12 protein-coding genes and 1 tRNA gene are annotated in these 16980 nt (G+C 58.8%); 9 read left to right on the top strand and 4 right to left on the bottom strand.

Translation table 11 applies throughout. The features are described 5' to 3' along the window. Nucleotides 1-22 precede the first annotated feature (22 nt). On the top strand, nucleotides 23-1468 hold the full coding sequence (gene pyk, locus ACWTV3_RS01445; RefSeq protein WP_498476518.1) for a pyruvate kinase: 1446 nt from the start codon (nucleotides 23-25) through the stop codon (nucleotides 1466-1468). 115 nt (nucleotides 1469-1583) lie between these two features. Here pyk and ACWTV3_RS01440 read toward each other — a convergent pair. Beyond that, nucleotides 1584-1666 (bottom strand) — tRNA-Leu (locus ACWTV3_RS01440). A 39-nt stretch (nucleotides 1667-1705) separates the two neighbouring features. On the opposite strand from ACWTV3_RS01440, the gene ACWTV3_RS01435 reads away from it, so the two are divergent. Further along, a complete protein-coding gene (locus ACWTV3_RS01435) occupies nucleotides 1706-2311 on the top strand; it encodes an ANTAR domain-containing response regulator (RefSeq protein ID WP_100388959.1) in 606 nt (201 codons plus the stop codon). Between the two features lie 84 nt (nucleotides 2312-2395). On the opposite strand, the gene ACWTV3_RS01430 is transcribed toward ACWTV3_RS01435, so the two are convergent. Then, complete coding sequence (locus ACWTV3_RS01430) at nucleotides 2396-2827, bottom strand: PaaI family thioesterase (RefSeq protein WP_498476517.1); 432 nt, start codon at nucleotides 2825-2827, stop codon at nucleotides 2396-2398. An 87-nt stretch (nucleotides 2828-2914) separates the two neighbouring features. Here ACWTV3_RS01430 and polA point away from each other — a divergent pair, with 87 nt between their 5' ends. From polA to rpsA, 4 genes are all read left to right on the top strand, one after another. Beyond that, nucleotides 2915-5563: a DNA polymerase I gene (gene polA, locus ACWTV3_RS01425; protein ID WP_498476516.1), complete on the top strand. Its 2649-nt coding sequence runs from the start codon at nucleotides 2915-2917 to the stop codon at nucleotides 5561-5563. Between the two features lie 74 nt (nucleotides 5564-5637). Beyond that, nucleotides 5638-5904, top strand: a complete 267-nt coding sequence (locus ACWTV3_RS01420) for an HPr family phosphocarrier protein (protein ID WP_498476515.1) — start codon at nucleotides 5638-5640, stop codon at nucleotides 5902-5904. Between the two features lie 37 nt (nucleotides 5905-5941). Next, a complete protein-coding gene (locus ACWTV3_RS01415; protein ID WP_498476514.1) occupies nucleotides 5942-7654 on the top strand; it encodes a DUF885 domain-containing protein in 1713 nt (570 codons plus the stop codon). 234 nt (nucleotides 7655-7888) lie between these two features. Continuing rightward, nucleotides 7889-9355 carry a 30S ribosomal protein S1 gene (gene rpsA / locus ACWTV3_RS01410; RefSeq protein WP_100389304.1) on the top strand — a complete coding sequence of 489 codons (1467 nt, stop codon included), beginning with the start codon at nucleotides 7889-7891 and terminating at the stop codon, nucleotides 9353-9355. A 78-nt stretch (nucleotides 9356-9433) separates the two neighbouring features. Here rpsA and ACWTV3_RS01405 read toward each other — a convergent pair whose 3' ends face one another. After that, nucleotides 9434-10024, bottom strand: a complete 591-nt coding sequence (locus ACWTV3_RS01405) for a DUF4126 domain-containing protein (protein ID WP_498476513.1) — start codon at nucleotides 10022-10024, stop codon at nucleotides 9434-9436. A gap of 39 nt (nucleotides 10025-10063) precedes the next feature. On the opposite strand from ACWTV3_RS01405, the gene coaE reads away from it, so the two are divergent. Further along, complete coding sequence (gene coaE / locus ACWTV3_RS01400) at nucleotides 10064-10681, top strand: dephospho-CoA kinase (protein WP_498476512.1); 618 nt, start codon at nucleotides 10064-10066, stop codon at nucleotides 10679-10681. Nucleotides 10682-10741: 60 nt separating this feature from the next. Further along, the gene (gene uvrB / locus ACWTV3_RS01395) at nucleotides 10742-12814 is read left to right on the top strand and encodes an excinuclease ABC subunit UvrB (protein ID WP_498476511.1); all 2073 of its coding nucleotides are present in this window, start codon (nucleotides 10742-10744) and stop codon (nucleotides 12812-12814) included. A gap of 65 nt (nucleotides 12815-12879) precedes the next feature. Here uvrB and ACWTV3_RS01390 read toward each other — a convergent pair whose 3' ends face one another. Beyond that, on the bottom strand, nucleotides 12880-14019 hold the full coding sequence (locus ACWTV3_RS01390; RefSeq protein WP_498476510.1) for a glycosyltransferase: 1140 nt from the start codon (nucleotides 14017-14019) through the stop codon (nucleotides 12880-12882). A 79-nt stretch (nucleotides 14020-14098) separates the two neighbouring features. Here ACWTV3_RS01390 and uvrA point away from each other — a divergent pair, with 79 nt between their 5' ends. Further along, entirely contained in the window at nucleotides 14099-16972 is a 2874-nt protein-coding gene (gene uvrA, locus ACWTV3_RS01385; RefSeq protein WP_498476508.1) for an excinuclease ABC subunit UvrA, read from the top strand. Nucleotides 16973-16980 lie beyond the last annotated feature (8 nt).

Genomic DNA, 16980 nt, shown 5'->3' with positions numbered 1-16980 from the left:
CACTAACCCGTCAAAGGAAGATATGAGACGCGCTAAAATCGTCGCGACACTCGGCCCGGCTACGTCGAGCTACGAGAACATCAGGGCAATCATCGATGCAGGTGTCGATGTTGCCCGAATGAACCTCAGCCATGGAAGCTACGCCGTGCACGAAGAGGTCTACGCGAACGTTCGTCGCGCCGCTCAGGATGCCGGCAAGCCGGTAGCGGTGATGGTTGACCTTCAGGGTCCCAAGATTCGTCTCGGCAAGTTCGAAGACGGCCCGTACGACCTCGCGGTTGGCGACATCTTCAAAATCACGATCGAAGACATCGTGGGTAACCGTGAAATCTGCGGCACGACGTTCAAGGGCCTGCCCCAAGACGTCGCCCCCGGCGACTTCCTGCTGATCGATGACGGCAAGGTCAAGGTCAAGGTTGTCTCCGCGACTGACACCGTCGTTACGACTGAGGTCGTTGTTGCCGGCGCAGTGTCGAACAACAAGGGAATCAACCTTCCCGGGGTAGCCGTCAACGTTCCTGCTCTGTCGGAAAAAGACGAAGACGACCTTCGTTGGGGTCTCAAGCTCGGTGCTGACCTCATCGCACTCTCATTCGTGCGCAACGCGGAAGACATCGTCCGCGTCCACGAAATCATGGACGAAGAAGGCCGCCGCGTTCCCGTCATCGCCAAGATCGAAAAGCCGCAGGCTGTCGATCACCTCGAAGCCATTGTGGACGCGTTCGACGCGATCATGGTCGCTCGCGGTGACCTTGGTGTTGAGCTTCCGCTGGAGGCAGTGCCGATCGTTCAGAAGCGCACTGTCGAGCTCGCTCGTCGCATGGCGAAACCCGTTATCGTCGCGACGCAGATGCTTGAGTCGATGATTTCGAGCCCCGTGCCAACTCGTGCCGAGACTTCTGACGTTGCTAACGCCATCCTCGATGGTGCTGACGCTGTCATGCTCAGTGGTGAGACCAGCGTGGGGGAGTACCCCGTCATCACCGTGCAGACGATGGCGAAGATTGTGGAGTCGACCGAAGAACACGGTCTCGACCGTATTGCAGAGCTCGGAACCAAGCCGAAGACGCAGGGCGGTGCCATCACGTTGGCCGCCGCAGATGTCGCGTCGTTCGTGGAGGCGAAGTTCGTCTGTGTCTTCACCGAGTCAGGTGACTCGGCTCGTCGTATGTCGCGTTTGCGCTTCCGCATCCCGATGAAGGCGTTCACTCCGAGCCCGGAGATTCAGCGCCGCATGTCGCTGATCTGGGGTATCGAATCGTTCATTGTCGACCGTGTTACTCACACCGATGAGATGTATCGCCAGGTTGATGAGATTCTTCTCGGCCAGGAACTCGCAGAGGTTGGCGACAAGGTCGTCGTGATTTCGGGTTCCCCTCCCGGAATCTCCGGTTCCACCAACGACCTGCGCGTGCACGTCATTGGCGATGCCGTCAACGCCAAGGCGCCGGCTTGGGCTACAAAGTAGCGTCACGACGCTTCTGAGGCCTCTCTGCGGCACGAACTTTCGAGTTCGTGCCGCAGAGTTCGTTAACGAGAAAAAACCGGGAGCAGAACTGCTCCCGGTTTTCCCTTGTTTGTTGTGCCGAATGTGGGACTCGAACCCACACGTCCTTTCGAACAAAGCATTTTGAGTGCTCCGCGTCTACCATTCCGCCAATTCGGCTGACTACAACGCTGATTAGAATACCGTAGGCTTGGCTCTGTGACTGACCAAAACACCAATCAAACTGCTCCTCGCCGCGTTGTCGTTGCCGAAGACGAGTCGCTCATCCGCATGGACATTGTCGAAATCCTGCGGGATGCCGGCTACGAGGTTGTCGGAGAAGCCGGTGACGGCGAGACCGCTGTCGCCCTTGCCACCGAGCTGCGCCCCGATCTGGTCATCATGGATGTCAAGATGCCGCAGCTCGACGGAATCTCCGCAGCCGAGCGCCTGAGCGCCAACCACATTGCTCCCGTTGTGCTTCTCACGGCGTTCAGCCAGAAGGAGCTTGTGGAGCGCGCCTCTGAGGCCGGTGCTCTGGCTTACGTGGTCAAGCCCTTCACCCCCAACGACTTGCTGCCTGCGATCGAGATCGCTCTCAGCCGCTACACCCAGATCATCACCCTCGAGGCTGAAGTCAGCGACCTCGTCGAGCGCTTCGAAACGCGAAAGCTCGTCGACCGCGCCAAGGGCCTCCTCAACGAGAAGATGGGCCTCAGCGAGCCAGACGCGTTCCGTTGGATTCAAAAGGCTTCTATGGACCGCCGTCTCACGATGCACGATGTTTCGCAGGCGATCATCGACCAGTTGAGCGCCAAGAAGTAGACGCTTCACCAAAAACCCGGTCCGCCTCGTGATAGCGAGGCGAACCGGGTTTTCGTTTTTCTCACGCGTGCGACACGCCCGTGGTTACGACGTGGGGCGATCTTTCAGGATGTTCGTAATCCGGATCGTGGAGAGGCGGCGCTCTTCCTCATCGCGAACGACGATCTCGTGAGTCGCTAATGTGCGCCCCAGCGCAAGCGCAGTGCAGGTCGCGGTCACGACGCCGGAGCGCACGGACCGGCTATGAGTCGCGTTAATCTCGATCCCCATGGCGATGCGCCCAGGTCCGGCGTGGATCGCGGACGAAATCGAGCCCAAGGACTCTCCGAGCACGACGTGTGCTCCGCCGTGAAGGATGCCGATTACTTGGGTGTTGCCCTCCACTGGCATCGTCGCCACGGAGCGTTCAGCGCCCAGCTCGAGAAATTCGATGCCCATTTTTCGGGTGAGTGATCCGCCACCAGACTCAACGAGGCGAGCAATTAGTTCAGGATCTAGGGTCTCGGGGTACTTCACAGAGGGTGTCCTTCTTGTTGGGCCGTTTCCGCTGTCGGCAGCCCCGGCTAGGCTGGCTGCGTGTCGGATTCCCAAAAGCCTACTCTTATGATCATTGACGGCCACTCGCTGGCCTTCCGAGCGTTTTATGCGCTCCCCGTCGACAGTTTTCAGAACCGCGAGGGGCAGCACACCAATGCCATCCACGGTTTCTTGTCGATGCTGATTTCTCTTCTTCAGAACGAGAAACCAACGCATCTGGCGGTCGCCTTCGATATTTCGCGGTACTCCTTCCGTACCCGTGAGTATCCCGAGTACAAAGGAACTCGCGGCGAGACGCCCGTCGAGTTCGTCGGTCAAATACCGCTTCTTGAGGAAGCGCTCAAGGCCATGGGCATTCAGACGCTCAGCAAAGAAGACTTTGAAGCCGACGACATTCTCGCCACTCTGGCTCACGAGGGTTCGGAGAATGGCTATCGAGTACTCGTGGTCTCAGGTGACCGCGATGCGATTCAAATGGTCAATGACAACGTCACCTTGCTCTACCCGAACGCTCGCGGTGTTTCTGAGCTCAAGCGTTACGACCGTGATGCTGTGTTCGAGCGTTACGGCGTCGAACCTCATCAGTATTCGGATGTCGCAGCACTCGTCGGGGAGACCAGCGACAACCTCATCGGCGTCGACAAGGTGGGGGAGAAGACCGCTGTCAAATGGGTCAATCTGTACGGTTCCCTCGACGAGGTGCTCGCCCACGCTGACGAGATCAAGGGTGTCGTTGGGCAAAACCTCCGCGATCAGATTGATCGTCCCGTGCGTAACCGCAAGCTCAACCACTTGCTCACCACGGTCGACTTGCCCGTGAGCGTTGGAGACCTCGACCGCCGACCGATCGACGAGACGGCCGTCCGCGAGGTATTCGATCGTCTGCAGTTCAAGACGTTGCTGCAGCGAGTAATGAAGATCGCTGCAGCTGAACGCGGCGACGACGCGACGGCCAAGGCATCATCCGACGCCGTTGATGACGCGGCGGCCATTCCCGCCGTCCGAACCATGGTCGACGAAGAGCTCGCTAAATGGATTTCTACCAACAGCAAAGACAACACGGCGCCGCTCGGGCTCACAGTCACGAGCGTGGACGGTGTAGTCACCGGGCTAGGGCTCGCGACAGCTACCGAGACAGCGTTCGTTCCTTGGGCTGCTGATCGGCCCGACTACGAGGCGCTCACGACCTGGCTCGCGAGTGATTCTCCCAAGTTCATGCACTCCGCCAAGACGCAACTCAAAATAGCCGCAGAGTCGGGTCTGAACATTGCCGGTGTCGCGTTCGACACCATGTTGGCAGCCTGGGTGCTCAAACCGAGTGGTAAGCCCGAAGAGCTTGAGGCACAGGTTTACAACTACCTCGGCGAAACGATCGAGCAGGGCGATCCCAACCAGTTGGTCCCCGAAACCGAAGAGATGAGTCCAGCAACGAAGTCGTGGTACGTCGTGCGGCTAGCGGAGTACCTTGCGTCGCGCCTCGACGAGGGGTCCCTTACGGTTCTCACCGACATCGAAATGCCGCTTGTGCCCGTCTTCGCGCAGATGGAGCGCACGGGAATCGCCGTCAACCGCCAGCTGCTCACTGATCTCAGCTCGTCGCTCAGTACGACTGCGGCTGACGTCGCCCGGAATGCGTTTGACGTGATTGGGCGCGAGATCAATCTCGGTAGCCCCAAGCAACTTCAAGACGTGCTGTTTACCCAGCTCGAAATGCCGAAAACTCGTGCCAACAAAACGGGGTTCTCGACGGATGCTGCCAGTCTCGCCGATCTCCAAGAACAAGCACCGCACCCCTTCCTTGACCTGCTGCTTCAACATCGTGATGCGACCAAGTTGGTTCAGATAATCACCGGAATTGAGAAAGCGATCGATGACACCGGTCGTGTTCACACGACGTACGAGCAGGCCGGATCCAGCACGGGACGCATTGCCTCGAACGACCCCAACCTGCAGAACGTGCCGGTCAAAACGGCCACAGGGCGACAGATTCGCGCGGCGTTCGAAGCGGGCGCGGGATTCGACACGCTCCTCACTGCGGACTACTCGCAGATCGAAATGCGCATCATGGCACACCTCTCCGGGGATGAGGGCCTTATTCAAGCCTTCAACGAGGGTGAGGACCTCCACCGTTTCGTCGGCTCTCGCATCTTCGGCGTCGAGCCGGCAGACGTCACCGCCGAAATGCGCACCAAGGTCAAGGCGATGTCGTACGGGCTCGCCTACGGATTGAGTGCGTTCGGGTTGAGTAAGCAGTTGCGTATCGAGACCAGTGAAGCCAAGGCGCTGATGACTGACTACTTTGCTCGCTTCGGCGCAGTGCGTGACTACCTGCGTAACGTAGTTGAGCAGGCTCGAGTCGACGGGTACACCACGACAATCTTCGGCCGCCGCCGTCCCTTCGGAGACCTCAACTCCAAGAATCGTGTTCTGCGGGATAACGCGGAACGTCAGGCCCTGAATTCGCCTATTCAGGGCTCGGCAGCCGACATTCTTAAGCGGGCAATGCTGCAGATCGATGCAGACATTCGCAGCGAAGGGCTTCGATCGCGCATGCTACTTCAGGTGCACGACGAACTGGTCTTTGAAATCGCTGGGGGAGAACTCGAGCGAATGACTACACTCGTTCATGAGCGAATGTCAGGGGCTGCGTCGCTGACGGTTCCGCTCGATGTACAAATCGGAACGGGCCACAACTGGGACGCTGCCGCGCACTAAGCGCGCCAGCGGCCGACGCCGTACCCCGCACCCGGTATGCACGAGCAACACGCGCACCCCACGAAGGAGCAGATGTGAATAGCAGAACAGTCACTGTTGGTTCGAAAGTGGGGCTGCACGCCCGCCCCGCTTCGGTGTTCGCGCAGGCGGTCGCTGAGTGCGGCGTTGTAGTGATGCTGACGGATGCCGCGGGCAAGACCGTGAACGCAGGCAGCATCCTCAGCGTGCTCTCGATGGGTATCGGCTACGGAGATTCGATCACTCTCAGTTCCGACGACGAGGGCGCCGACCCCGCTCTGGATTCTCTCGCTCAGTTGCTCGCAAGCGAACTCGACAACTAATACACCCACCCCGGCAACGTGAAGGAGCCCGACACCGATGTCAGACACGAACATCTCATCTGCAGCAGCCCACCATGCACCTCGTGCGGCCACACCGATCGACGCAATCGCCGAGGCGTGGGTAGAGAAGCTGGTGGAGCTGAACCCCGCTATTGGAACCTACATCGGTTCGCCGGGGGAGCACTCGGGCTATGCCGACTACTCGCCTGAAGGTCACGCGAATGTAGTCACGGCTACCCGCGAAGTGCTGGCGCGTCTAGAAGCGGCAACGATCGTTGACGACGTTGACGTCGTGACCAAGACAGAGATGGTCTCGACGCTCAAGCTTGATCTCGATTCCGATGCCGCTCAACTGTGGAAACGCGATCTCAACAACCTCGCTAGCCCAGCTCAAGATATTCGGGGCGTTCTTGACCTAATGCCCACCGCGACTGAAGCGGATTGGTCTGTCATCGCCGAGCGCCTCCACAACATCCCCGAGGCGATCAACGGCTACATAGCAACGCTTCGTCACGGAATCGAAGGTTCAGTCGTCCCTGCCCAGCGTCAAGTCGCTGAAGTGATCGCTCAAGCGCGCCAAATCGCTGCTCCCGGCGGGTTCTTCGACTCATTCATCGCCCAAGCCGCCGCGGAAGGTGGCAGCAGCACGCTCAACTCCGCACTGTCGGAGGGCGCAGCGGCTGCAGCATCCAGCTATCAGAAGCTCGAACACTTCTTGGCAGACGAACTGGCACCGAACGCAACTTCGCAGGATGCATTCGGTCGTGATTTGTACGCGCTGCAGTCGCAGTCGTTCCTCGGCGCGAAAATCGATCTAGACGAGACCTATGAATGGGGAATCGAAGAGCTTGCGCGCATGACGGCCGAGCAACAGGAGATTGCTCACGAGATCAAGCCGGGTGCTTCGATTGCCGAAGCGATCGAGCTTCTCGACGCTGACCCGTCCCGCACCCTTCACGGCACGGATGCTCTGCAGCAGTGGATGCAGAAGCTCAGCGATGAAGCGATCGAGGCGCTGGCTGGCACACACTTCGACATTGCTGAACCGATGCGCGCTCTCGAGTGCATGATTGCCCCCACGCACGATGGAATCATCTACTACACCGGCCCCAGCGATGACTTCTCGCGCCCCGGCCGCATGTGGTGGTCTGTTCCCGAATCGGTGACGGAGTTCACGACCTGGCGCGAGGCAACGACCGTCTATCACGAGGGCGTTCCCGGCCACCACCTCCAGATTGCTCAGGCTGTCTACAACCGCGATCAGCTCAACACGTATCGGCGTCAGCTGGCCGGCTCCTCGGGTCATGCCGAAGGCTGGGCACTCTACGCCGAGCGACTCATGAGTGATCTGGGCTTCCTCGACGACCCTGCGAATCGTCTTGGGATGCTCGACGGCCAGCGGATGCGGGCGGCGCGGGTAGTTCTTGACATCGGTGTACACCTCGGCAAGCCCAAGCTCACGGGTTCTGGCGTGTGGGATTGGGACTATGCGCTCGATTTCATGACGAACAACGTGACTTTGGATCCCGCAAACGTGCGGTTCGAAGTGAACCGTTACTTCGGGTGGCCAGGGCAAGCCCCGTCCTACAAAGTTGGCCAGCGTATTTGGGAACAGTTGCGAGACGAGTGCCACGCCAACGAGGGTGCGGACTTCGATCTCAAAGAGTTCCACCGGCGAGCTCTTAACGTCGGCGGCGTCGGTCTCGACACGCTCCGTGCAGCACTTTTGGCCCCATACTCGGCGTCGTAAACCCACGGTCGTCACTGGCGGTGCGCGAGTATCGGTCCACGGCGGATGCGGGTGAAGCGACATCCGCGAAATACCGGCGCATAATGGTTGGTTTTGTGGGCTTCGAAGGGCTAGGCTGGAGTGTCGCAATTGCGACTTCTTATTCGCCTGCCTTCGGCGATCCACAAGATTCATTTCGTCGGCGGCCCAATTATTCGCTTCTCGAAGCGTGACCCATACCGGAGCAACTACTACATGACAAACGCAACGACCGACAAGGCACCCAAGCAGGTCGCCATCAATGACATTGGATCTGCTGAAGATTTCCTCGCCGCGGTCGAAAAGACGCTGAAGTTCTTCAACGATGGTGACCTTATCGAAGGTACCGTCGTCAAGATCGACCGCGACGAGGTTCTCCTCGACGTCGGTTACAAGACTGAGGGTGTCATTCCCTCTCGTGAACTTTCCATCAAGCACGACGTTGACCCCACTGAGGTCGTCAACGTTGGTGACACCGTTGAGGCCCTCGTTCTCCAGAAGGAAGACAAAGAAGGCCGCCTCATCCTCTCCAAGAAGCGCGCACAGTACGAGCGTGCTTGGGGCGACGTCGAGAAGATCAAGGAATCGGATGGCGTTGTCACCGGTTCGGTCATCGAGGTCGTCAAGGGTGGACTCATCGTTGACATCGGACTTCGTGGATTCCTCCCGGCATCGCTCATCGAGCTGCGCCGCGTTCGTGACCTCACGCCGTACCTCGGCCAGGAGATCGAAGCCAAGATCCTCGAGCTCGACAAGAACCGCAACAACGTTGTTCTGTCGCGCCGTGCACTCCTTGAAGAGACGCAGTCGGCGAGCCGCACTTCGTTCCTCAACAACCTCGCCAAGGGCCAGGTTCGCAAGGGTGTCGTTTCGTCGATCGTCAACTTCGGTGCATTCGTTGACCTCGGCGGCGTAGACGGCCTCGTCCACGTTTCTGAGCTCTCGTGGAAGCACATCGAGCACGCTTCAGAGGTTGTTGAAGTTGGCCAAGAAGTTACCGTTGAAATCCTCGAGGTTGACCTCGAGCGCGAGCGCGTGTCGCTGTCGCTCAAGGCAACGCAGGAAGACCCGTGGCAGGTATTCGCCCGCACCCACGCAATCGGACAGGTTGCTCCCGGTAAGGTCACCAAGCTCGTTCCGTTCGGTGCGTTCGTTCGCGTCGCAGACGGCATCGAGGGCCTCGTGCACATCTCCGAGCTTTCGGGTAAGCACGTTGAACTCGCCGAGCAGGTTGTGTCGGTTGGCGACGAAGTATTCGTCAAGGTCATCGACATCGACCTCGAGCGTCGCCGTATCTCGTTGAGCCTCAAGCAGGCCAACGAGGGCGTTGACCCCGAGGGTACCGAGTTCGACCCGGCTCTCTACGGAATGCTCACGGAGTACGACGACCAGGGTAACTACAAGTACCCGGACGGCTTCGACCCCGAGACCAACGAGTGGAAAGACGGCTTCGAGTCGCAGCGCGAGAAGTGGGAGCAGGATTACGCTGCTGCCCAGGGTCGCTGGGAACAGCACAAGAAGCAGGTTGCCGCCGCAGCGATTCAGGAAGAATCGATCAGCAGCGCACCCGCCGGAGCATCCTCGTTCTCGAACGACGACGCTGCATCGAGTGCAGGCGCGGGAACGCTCGCAGACGACGAGACTCTCGCCGCTCTTCGCGAGAAGCTCTCGAGCAACAACTAGTAGCACCTAGCTGAACGTTGTGGCCAGTCTCCTTCGGGAGGCTGGCCACAGTCAGTTAAGGCGGCGTCTGTCTGGGCGCTAAGAAATCTGAGCCTTAACCCGACGGGCTCGTCTCACTCTCACCACAAGCAGAGCGATAAGTCCCACGAGCGCGATCGTGCCGATCACCGGGACGATCAGCGCGAGAAGACTGAGCACAACGCTGCTGATGTCTTCGACAGTGCTCACGACCGGCGCGGCTACCCCGGCTGTTGCCGCATTGAGCACCGGCCGAGCAGCCATCTTCGTGGCATGGGTACCCAGCGCGAGTACTATTCCGATCACGACGGGCACCCAGGCGCTCGACGAGAAGAAAGATGCGGGGTCGGTAACAACCGCTGTTTCTGAGGCAGCCCCGGTCCCAAAAGCGATTCCGCCGGCTGCCGGTCGGACGATGGTTTGGATCCAGTCGTTGATTGAATCAACCATTGGCACCTTGTCGGCGATGACCTCGACGACGAGAAGCACGCCGAGGATTGCAATCACCCAAGGATTCTCGAGCCAAACCCAGGCGCCGGGCAACTCTACGAAATCTAGCGTTCGACCCGCGACCCCGAGCACGAGCAGGGGTATGTACGCGTTAAGACCGGCCGCCACAGCGAGTCCGCTACCGGTGAGAATTTCGAGCATCCGCAGCTCCTTTCGACAGGCTGAGGCTAGCATTAGGGCATGCATTTGATAGCGCTCACTGGAGGTATTGCCTCGGGTAAATCGACCGTCGCGGCGCGTTGGGCGGAGCACGGAGCCGTCGTTGTCGATGCGGATGCGTTGGCACGAGAAGTCGTGGAGCCGGGGTCACCCACGCTCAGTGCGATCGCGGACCGTTTCGGCGAGCAGGTGTTGCGAAGCGACGGCGCGCTCGACCGTCAAGCACTGGGGGCACACATCTTTGACGATGCGAAAGCGCGCGAAGCGCTGAACGCGATCACGCATCCCGCCATTAGCGCTCTTGCGCATCAACGCTTCGAACAGGCCGCCGAGCAAAACCCTGACGTGTTCGTCATCTACGATGTGCCGCTGCTCGTGGAGTCTGGTCAGCCACTGGCGAAGTTCGAGGCGGTCGTAACGGTCGAGGCCGATGCGGAGCGCCGAGTGCAACGGCTCATCACCCATCGGAATATGGATCCCAGCGAAGCAAAGCGTCGCGTTGCGTCGCAAGCAACTGGTGATCAACGGCGTGCCATTGCCGACTTCGTCGTCGATTCGGGTGACGACTTAGAGAGCACCGTTGCGCGAGCGGATGACGTGTGGCACGAACTCCACAACAAGCTGGTGCGTTCGCCCTAAGCGTGCGCCAGACGCTCGACTTTCAGGCTCGTTGTCAGTGCCCTTGTTTACACTTGAGGGATGCAACCAACTCGATCTGTGCGTCCTTTTGAGGTGATCAGCGAGTACTCGCCTTCGGGCGACCAGCCTCAAGCGATCAAGGAATTGGCTCAGCGCATCAACGCGGGCGAAACAGACATCGTGCTGTTGGGTGCTACCGGTACTGGTAAATCGGCAACGACCGCGTGGCTAATCGAGCAGGTGCAGCGTCCGACGCTCATCATGTCGCACAACAAGACTCTCGCGGCTCAACTTGCTAACGAATTCCGCGATCTGATGCCCAACAACGCTGTCGAGTATTTCGTGTCTTATTACGATTACTACCAGCCTGAGGCCTACATTCCTCAGACAGATACCTTCATCGAGAAAGACTCCTCGGTAAACGCCGAGGTTGAGCGACTCCGTCACTCCACTACGAACTCGCTACTGAGCCGCCGCGACACGGTCGTGGTTTCGACGGTGTCAAGCATTTACGGATTGGGCGCCGCAGAATCCTACTTGGAAGCGATGATTGCTCTGCAGGTGGGCATGCGCATCGATCGCGAGGCGCTCATTCGCAAGTTCGTCGGCATGCAGTACCAGCGCAACGACTACGACTTCTCCCGGGGCAATTTTCGAGTGCGTGGCGACACTATTGAAATCATCCCGGTGTACGAAGAGTTGGCTATCCGCATCGAGATGTTCGGCGATGAGATCGAAGCCCTCTACTCGCTCCACCCGCTCACGGGCGAAATCGTGAAGAAGATGGACTCAGTTTCCGTCTTCCCCGGTACGCACTATTCGGCCAGCCCAGAAACAATCAAGACGGCGATCGTCTCGATTCAAGAAGAACTGGCAGAACGCCTTGCCGTCCTTGAACGTCAGGGAAAGCTTCTCGAAGCACAGCGTCTTCGAATGCGCACGACGTTCGACATCGAAATGATGGAACAGATCGGATTCTGTAACGGCATCGAGAACTACTCGCTGCACATGGACGGCCGCCAACCGGGGGAGCCGCCAAGCTGTTTGCTCGACTATTTCCCCGATGACTTCCTGGTTGTGCTCGACGAGTCGCACGTTACGGTGCCGCAAATTGGTGCGATGTACGAGGGCGACGCCTCTCGCAAACGCACTCTGGTGGAGCATGGCTTCCGCCTCCCCAGCGCTCTCGATAACCGACCGCTCAAGTGGGAAGAATTTCTCGAACGGGTGGGCCAGAAAGTTTATCTTTCGGCGACACCCGGTAAGTACGAACTCGGAATCACTGACTCCATCGTTGAGCAGGTCATCCGCCCCACGGGTCTCATCGACCCCCAGATCATCGTCAAGCCGTCACAGGGGCAGATCGATGATCTGCTCGAACAAATCACGGTGCGGGTGGAGAAGAACGAGCGCGTCTTGGTGACTACGCTCACGAAGAAGATGGCAGAAGAGCTCACCGAGTTCCTCTCCGAAAACGGTGTTCGAGTGCGCTACCTGCATTCGGATGTAGATACGCTGCGCCGAGTTGAACTGCTCACAGAACTCCGCCAAGGCGTCTACGACGTGCTCGTCGGCATCAACTTGCTTCGTGAGGGTCTCGACCTTCCCGAGGTATCGCTCGTGGCAATTCTTGACGCCGATAAGGAAGGCTTCCTCCGCTCGTCGACCTCCCTCATCCAGACCATTGGTCGAGCGGCGCGTAACGTTTCGGGCGAAGTGCACATGTACGCCGACGTGGTGACGCGCTCGATGGCTTTCGCAATCGAAGAAACCGACCGGCGCCGCGAAAAGCAGATCGCTTACAACACCGAACACGGAATCGACCCTCAACCTCTTCGAAAGAAGATTGCTGACATCACTGATGCGCTGCTCCGCGAAGGTGCAGATACCGCTGAACTTCTCGCCACACGCAGCCGGGACGGCAAGAAGCGCGCTCCGACTCCGAACCTCAAGCGTGAAGGGATCGCGGCCGCGGGCGGCAACGATCTCGAACAAATAGTTTCAGACCTCAACGAACAGATGCTGCAAGCAGCATCCGAATTGAAATTCGAACTCGCAGCTCGACTGCGCGACGAAGTTCAAGATCTCAAGAAAGAACTGCGGCAGATGGAGCAGGCCGGTCACTTGAAATAGCGGCCGGTGCGCGCCGCCGTCGAACGCGTTCGCAGCGGTTGTAAGTGCCTTGACGCGAGGAGCGGCTACTCTTCCTCGTTGCACAGCGATTCGTGGAGAGCGAGAAGAGTTCGCTCTGATTCGGTGGAGTCATAGCGGAGCGCGGTAGACCGCGCAGCATCTCGCCTATTCTCGACCGGCTCACCCTGAATGATGCGCAGTGCGTGTTCGATATGGGTCAGGTCCGGCTCGACTGCGAGCCCGCCACCGTCGACAAATTGGAGCAACGGGCTGCAGGCACTGGTTGCAACAACGGGCGTTCCTGAGGCGAGCGACTCCAACGCAACCGCATGACCGTGATGGTTTCCGACTGTCACTAGGGTGATGTCAGCAGTGGCGAAAACTTCGGCACGTTCAGCGAGCTCTAGATCGCTTGCGCTCAGAAACTGTACGGGCAGCTCGACAGTGCTGCGCTCCAGGCGTCCCAGAAGCGGTCCATCTCCCAGCATCACCAGATGGACATTCTCGCCGGCTGCAACGAGCCGCTTCACCACGTCGACGGCGAGGGCCGGCATACCGGCGGAGGTGAGGGGCGTTGCGCACAGAAGGACGAGGTCGGCATCGCTTGAATCTCTCAGGGTGCTGTTGTGGCGAAGCGGCGAGAACACCTCCACATTTACGCCCGCCGGGGCGTAAACCAATTCATCGCCGCTAGCTGTTGCTGCGACAGCTGGCTTATGTGCTGCGCGAGCGGTGTCGCTACCATCCTGTGCCGAGTTCGGCGCAGTTTCTGGCCGCCCGAGTTCCTGAGCGACCGGAGCCACACTCAGTACGCGGTCATAACCGACGAGGTCATGGATGCTGGGCACAGCTTTGCTTGACGGGTCGACAACGTAAATCGCGGGGACACGGTTGTGTCGCGCCCACGACCCGATTTCACGAGCGCTCAGGCGATCGGCGACCTCAATGTGATCGGGAACAAGCTTCTCAAGTGCATGCCGAATTGCTTTCGCTATCGGCACAAAACCACGAGATAGCGAGCGTCCACGAGCGGGAACCGTAATAACCGTGCCGTACTCAGCCCACGCCACAGATGCCTCTTTACCCGGAACAATGACCGTAAACTCGTGGCCTGATGCTCGGTAAGCGAGTCCGCGAGAGCGGACCGCGCTCGACGGGCCGAGCGCGGGAGCAGTGAAGAAACTCGTGACGTGCGCAATGTGCATGGTGCCATTATCCCGGTTGCTGCTCGCGCTACACGGTGAACGTACAGGCAATGTCAGTGGTCTCCGTAGAATAGTAAGAGTGACTACTGCACAGTCGATCCCCAATTCTCACCTCAGCGTCCGTGGCGCTCGGGTTCACAATCTCAAGAACGTCGACCTGGAGATTCCGCGCGATTCTCTCGTCGTCTTTACCGGCCTGTCTGGTTCGGGTAAGTCGAGTCTTGCATTCGACACGATCTTCGCGGAGGGTCAACGACGCTATGTTGAGTCTCTCTCGGCCTACGCCCGCCAGTTCTTGGGACAGGTGGATCGACCCGACGTCGACTTCATTGAGGGCTTGAGCCCTGCGGTGTCGATCGATCAGAAGTCGACCAACCGCAACCCTCGCTCTACTGTCGGCACGATCACAGAGATTTATGACTACATGCGGCTCTTGTGGGCCCGCATCGGTGTCCCGCATTGCGCTGTTTGTGGTGAAAAGATCGAGCGCCAATCGGTGCAGCAGATCGCTGACCAGCTCATGAAGCTTGAGACAGGCAAGCGCTACCAAGTGGTGAGCCCCGTGGTCTCGCAGAAGAAGGGCGAATTCGTCGATCTCTTCGCAGAACTCGCGTCGAGCGGTTACTCTCGTGCCATTGTTGACGGCGAAGTTGTGCAGCTCAGTGATCCACCCAAGCTTAAGAAGCAGATCAAACACGACATCTCCGTTGTCGTCGATCGTCTGGTCGCTGGCGACGATATCTTGACCCGTCTCACCGACTCCCTCGAAACGGCGCTTCGCCTCACCGACGGCACCGTTGCGATCAACTTTGTGGACGAAGAGGGCGATGCCGCCTGGCGTTCGTTCTCCGAAAAACTATCGTGCCCGAATAACCACCCCGTCCAACTCACCGAAATCGAGCCACGTACGTTTTCGTTCAACGCTCCTTTCGGCGCTTGCCCGGAGTGTTCAGGGCTCGGTACTCGCATGTCGATCGACGCCGAACTACTCGTTGCCGATGACTCGGTGAGCCTTGCTGAAGGCGCGATTCTTCCGTGGGCTCAGGCGGGTAAGGGCCTTTATAACTACTTTGAAAAGCTACTCGATGGCCTCTCTCGTGATCTCGATTTCTCTTTGGACACCCCGTGGGGCGAATTGCCCGAAGATGTTCGGGAGGCCGTGCTTCGCGGCAACGACTTCAAGGTCTCGGTCAAATGGAAGAACCGTTACGGCCGTGAGATGAAGTACTCGACCGGCTTCGAAGGCGTTATTCCGTACATTGAGCGTAAATATCTCGAGGCCGAGACTGACGTGCAGCGTCAGCGTTATGCCGCGTACCTTCGAGAGATTCCGTGCCCTGTCTGCGACGGAAAACGGCTCAAGCCTGAGGTCTTAGCTGTCACGGTCGCTGATAACAGCATTTCGGATATCTGCGAGCTCAGCTTGATTGATGCTTACGGCTTCATGAAGGAACTGGAGCTCTCCGATCGTGATGCTCGGATCGCCGCACAAGTGCTGCGTGAAATTCGTTTGCGCCTCGAGTTCTTGGTTGAAGTCGGGCTGAGCTATCTCAATCTCGCTCGCGCAGCAGCTACGCTGAGCGGCGGAGAAGCACAGCGCATCCGATTGGCAACCCAGATCGGTTCCGGCCTTACCGGAGTCCTCTACGTGCTCGATGAGCCCAGCATTGGCCTGCACCAGCGTGACAACCGCCGACTGATCGAGACGCTTGTAAAGCTGAAAAACCTCGGCAACACGCTCATCGTGGTCGAGCACGACGAAGACACTATTCGTACAGCGGACTGGGTCGTTGACATTGGGCCGGGAGCCGGCGAGCACGGTGGAGAAGTCGTTCACTCTGGCTCGTACACAGACCTACTTAAAAACAAGAACTCGATTACGGCTGATTACCTCTCGGGGCGAAAGGCTATCGAGACGCCAAAGAAGCGCCGCCCCGTCGATAAGAACCGTCAGATTGTGGTCGAAGGCGCCAAGGCGAACAACCTCAAGAACCTTACGGTCAAGTTCCCCTTGGGAACCTTCACGGCGGTGACGGGGGTGAGCGGGTCGGGAAAGTCCAGTCTCGTCAACGACATTTTGTACAAGGTGCTCGCTAACGAGCTCAACGGCGCACGCCAGATTCCGGGAAAGCACACACGCGTTACTGGCCTTGAGAACCTTGACAAGGTTGTGCACGTAGATCAAAACCCGATCGGCCGCACACCACGATCGAACCCTGCCACCTACACAGGAGTCTTCGACAAGATTCGAACTCTCTTCTCTGAGACCGCGGACGCTAAGGCGCGTGGGTATCTTCCCGGTCGCTTCAGCTTCAACGTCAAGGGCGGCCGTTGCGAGAACTGCTCGGGTGACGGCACGATCAAGATTGAGATGAACTTCCTGCCCGACGTTTACGTCGCGTGTGAAGTGTGTGGGGGAGCCCGGTACAACCGCGACACGCTCGCCGTGAAGTACAAAGCGAAGAACATCGCTGAAGTTCTCGATATGCCGATCAGCGAGGCCGCCGAGTTCTTCGAGGCGATCTCCAGCATCCACCGTTTCCTAAAGACGTTGGAAGATGTCGGACTCGGCTACGTGCGGCTTGGCCAAAGCGCGACCACTCTCTCGGGCGGTGAAGCCCAGCGCGTCAAGCTTGCGACTGAGCTGCAGAAGCGTTCCATGGGCCGTAGTATTTATGTGCTCGACGAGCCGACGACTGGCCTGCATTTCGAGGATGTACGTAAGCTCCTCCTCGTACTTAACGGACTCGTCGACAAAGGCAACACTGTCATCGTCATTGAGCACAACCTGGACGTCATCAAGTCGGCAGACTGGCTTATCGACCTCGGTCCTGAGGGTGGATCTGGCGGCGGCGAGTTGCTCTCCACCGGCACGCCCGAAAAGGTAGCCAAGGTCGCTGGCAGCCACACTGGTCAGTTCCTTGCTGAGGTATTGAGCGGCAATCGTGTCTAGAACGCAAG

It is taken from the genome of Salinibacterium sp. AL4.1 (genome assembly GCF_059767305.1).
This window is presented reverse-complemented; position numbering and strand designations above follow the sequence as displayed.

Excerpts from the sequence above, each read along its gene's own strand:
- pyk (WP_498476518.1), top strand. The coding sequence starts at position 23 with ATGAGACGCGCTAAAATCGTCGCGACACTCGGCCCGGCTACGTCGAGC.
- ACWTV3_RS01405 (WP_498476513.1), bottom strand. The coding sequence starts at position 10,024 with ATGCTCGAAATTCTCACCGGTAGCGGACTCGCTGTGGCGGCCGGTCTT.
- ACWTV3_RS01390 (WP_498476510.1), bottom strand. The coding sequence starts at position 14,019 with ATGCACATTGCGCACGTCACGAGTTTCTTCACTGCTCCCGCGCTCGGC.
- coaE (WP_498476512.1), top strand. The coding sequence starts at position 10,064 with ATGCATTTGATAGCGCTCACTGGAGGTATTGCCTCGGGTAAATCGACC.
- rpsA (WP_100389304.1), top strand. The coding sequence starts at position 7,889 with ATGACAAACGCAACGACCGACAAGGCACCCAAGCAGGTCGCCATCAAT.
- polA (WP_498476516.1), top strand. The coding sequence starts at position 2,915 with ATGATCATTGACGGCCACTCGCTGGCCTTCCGAGCGTTTTATGCGCTC.
- ACWTV3_RS01415 (WP_498476514.1), top strand. The coding sequence starts at position 5,942 with ATGTCAGACACGAACATCTCATCTGCAGCAGCCCACCATGCACCTCGT.
- uvrB (WP_498476511.1), top strand. The coding sequence starts at position 10,742 with ATGCAACCAACTCGATCTGTGCGTCCTTTTGAGGTGATCAGCGAGTAC.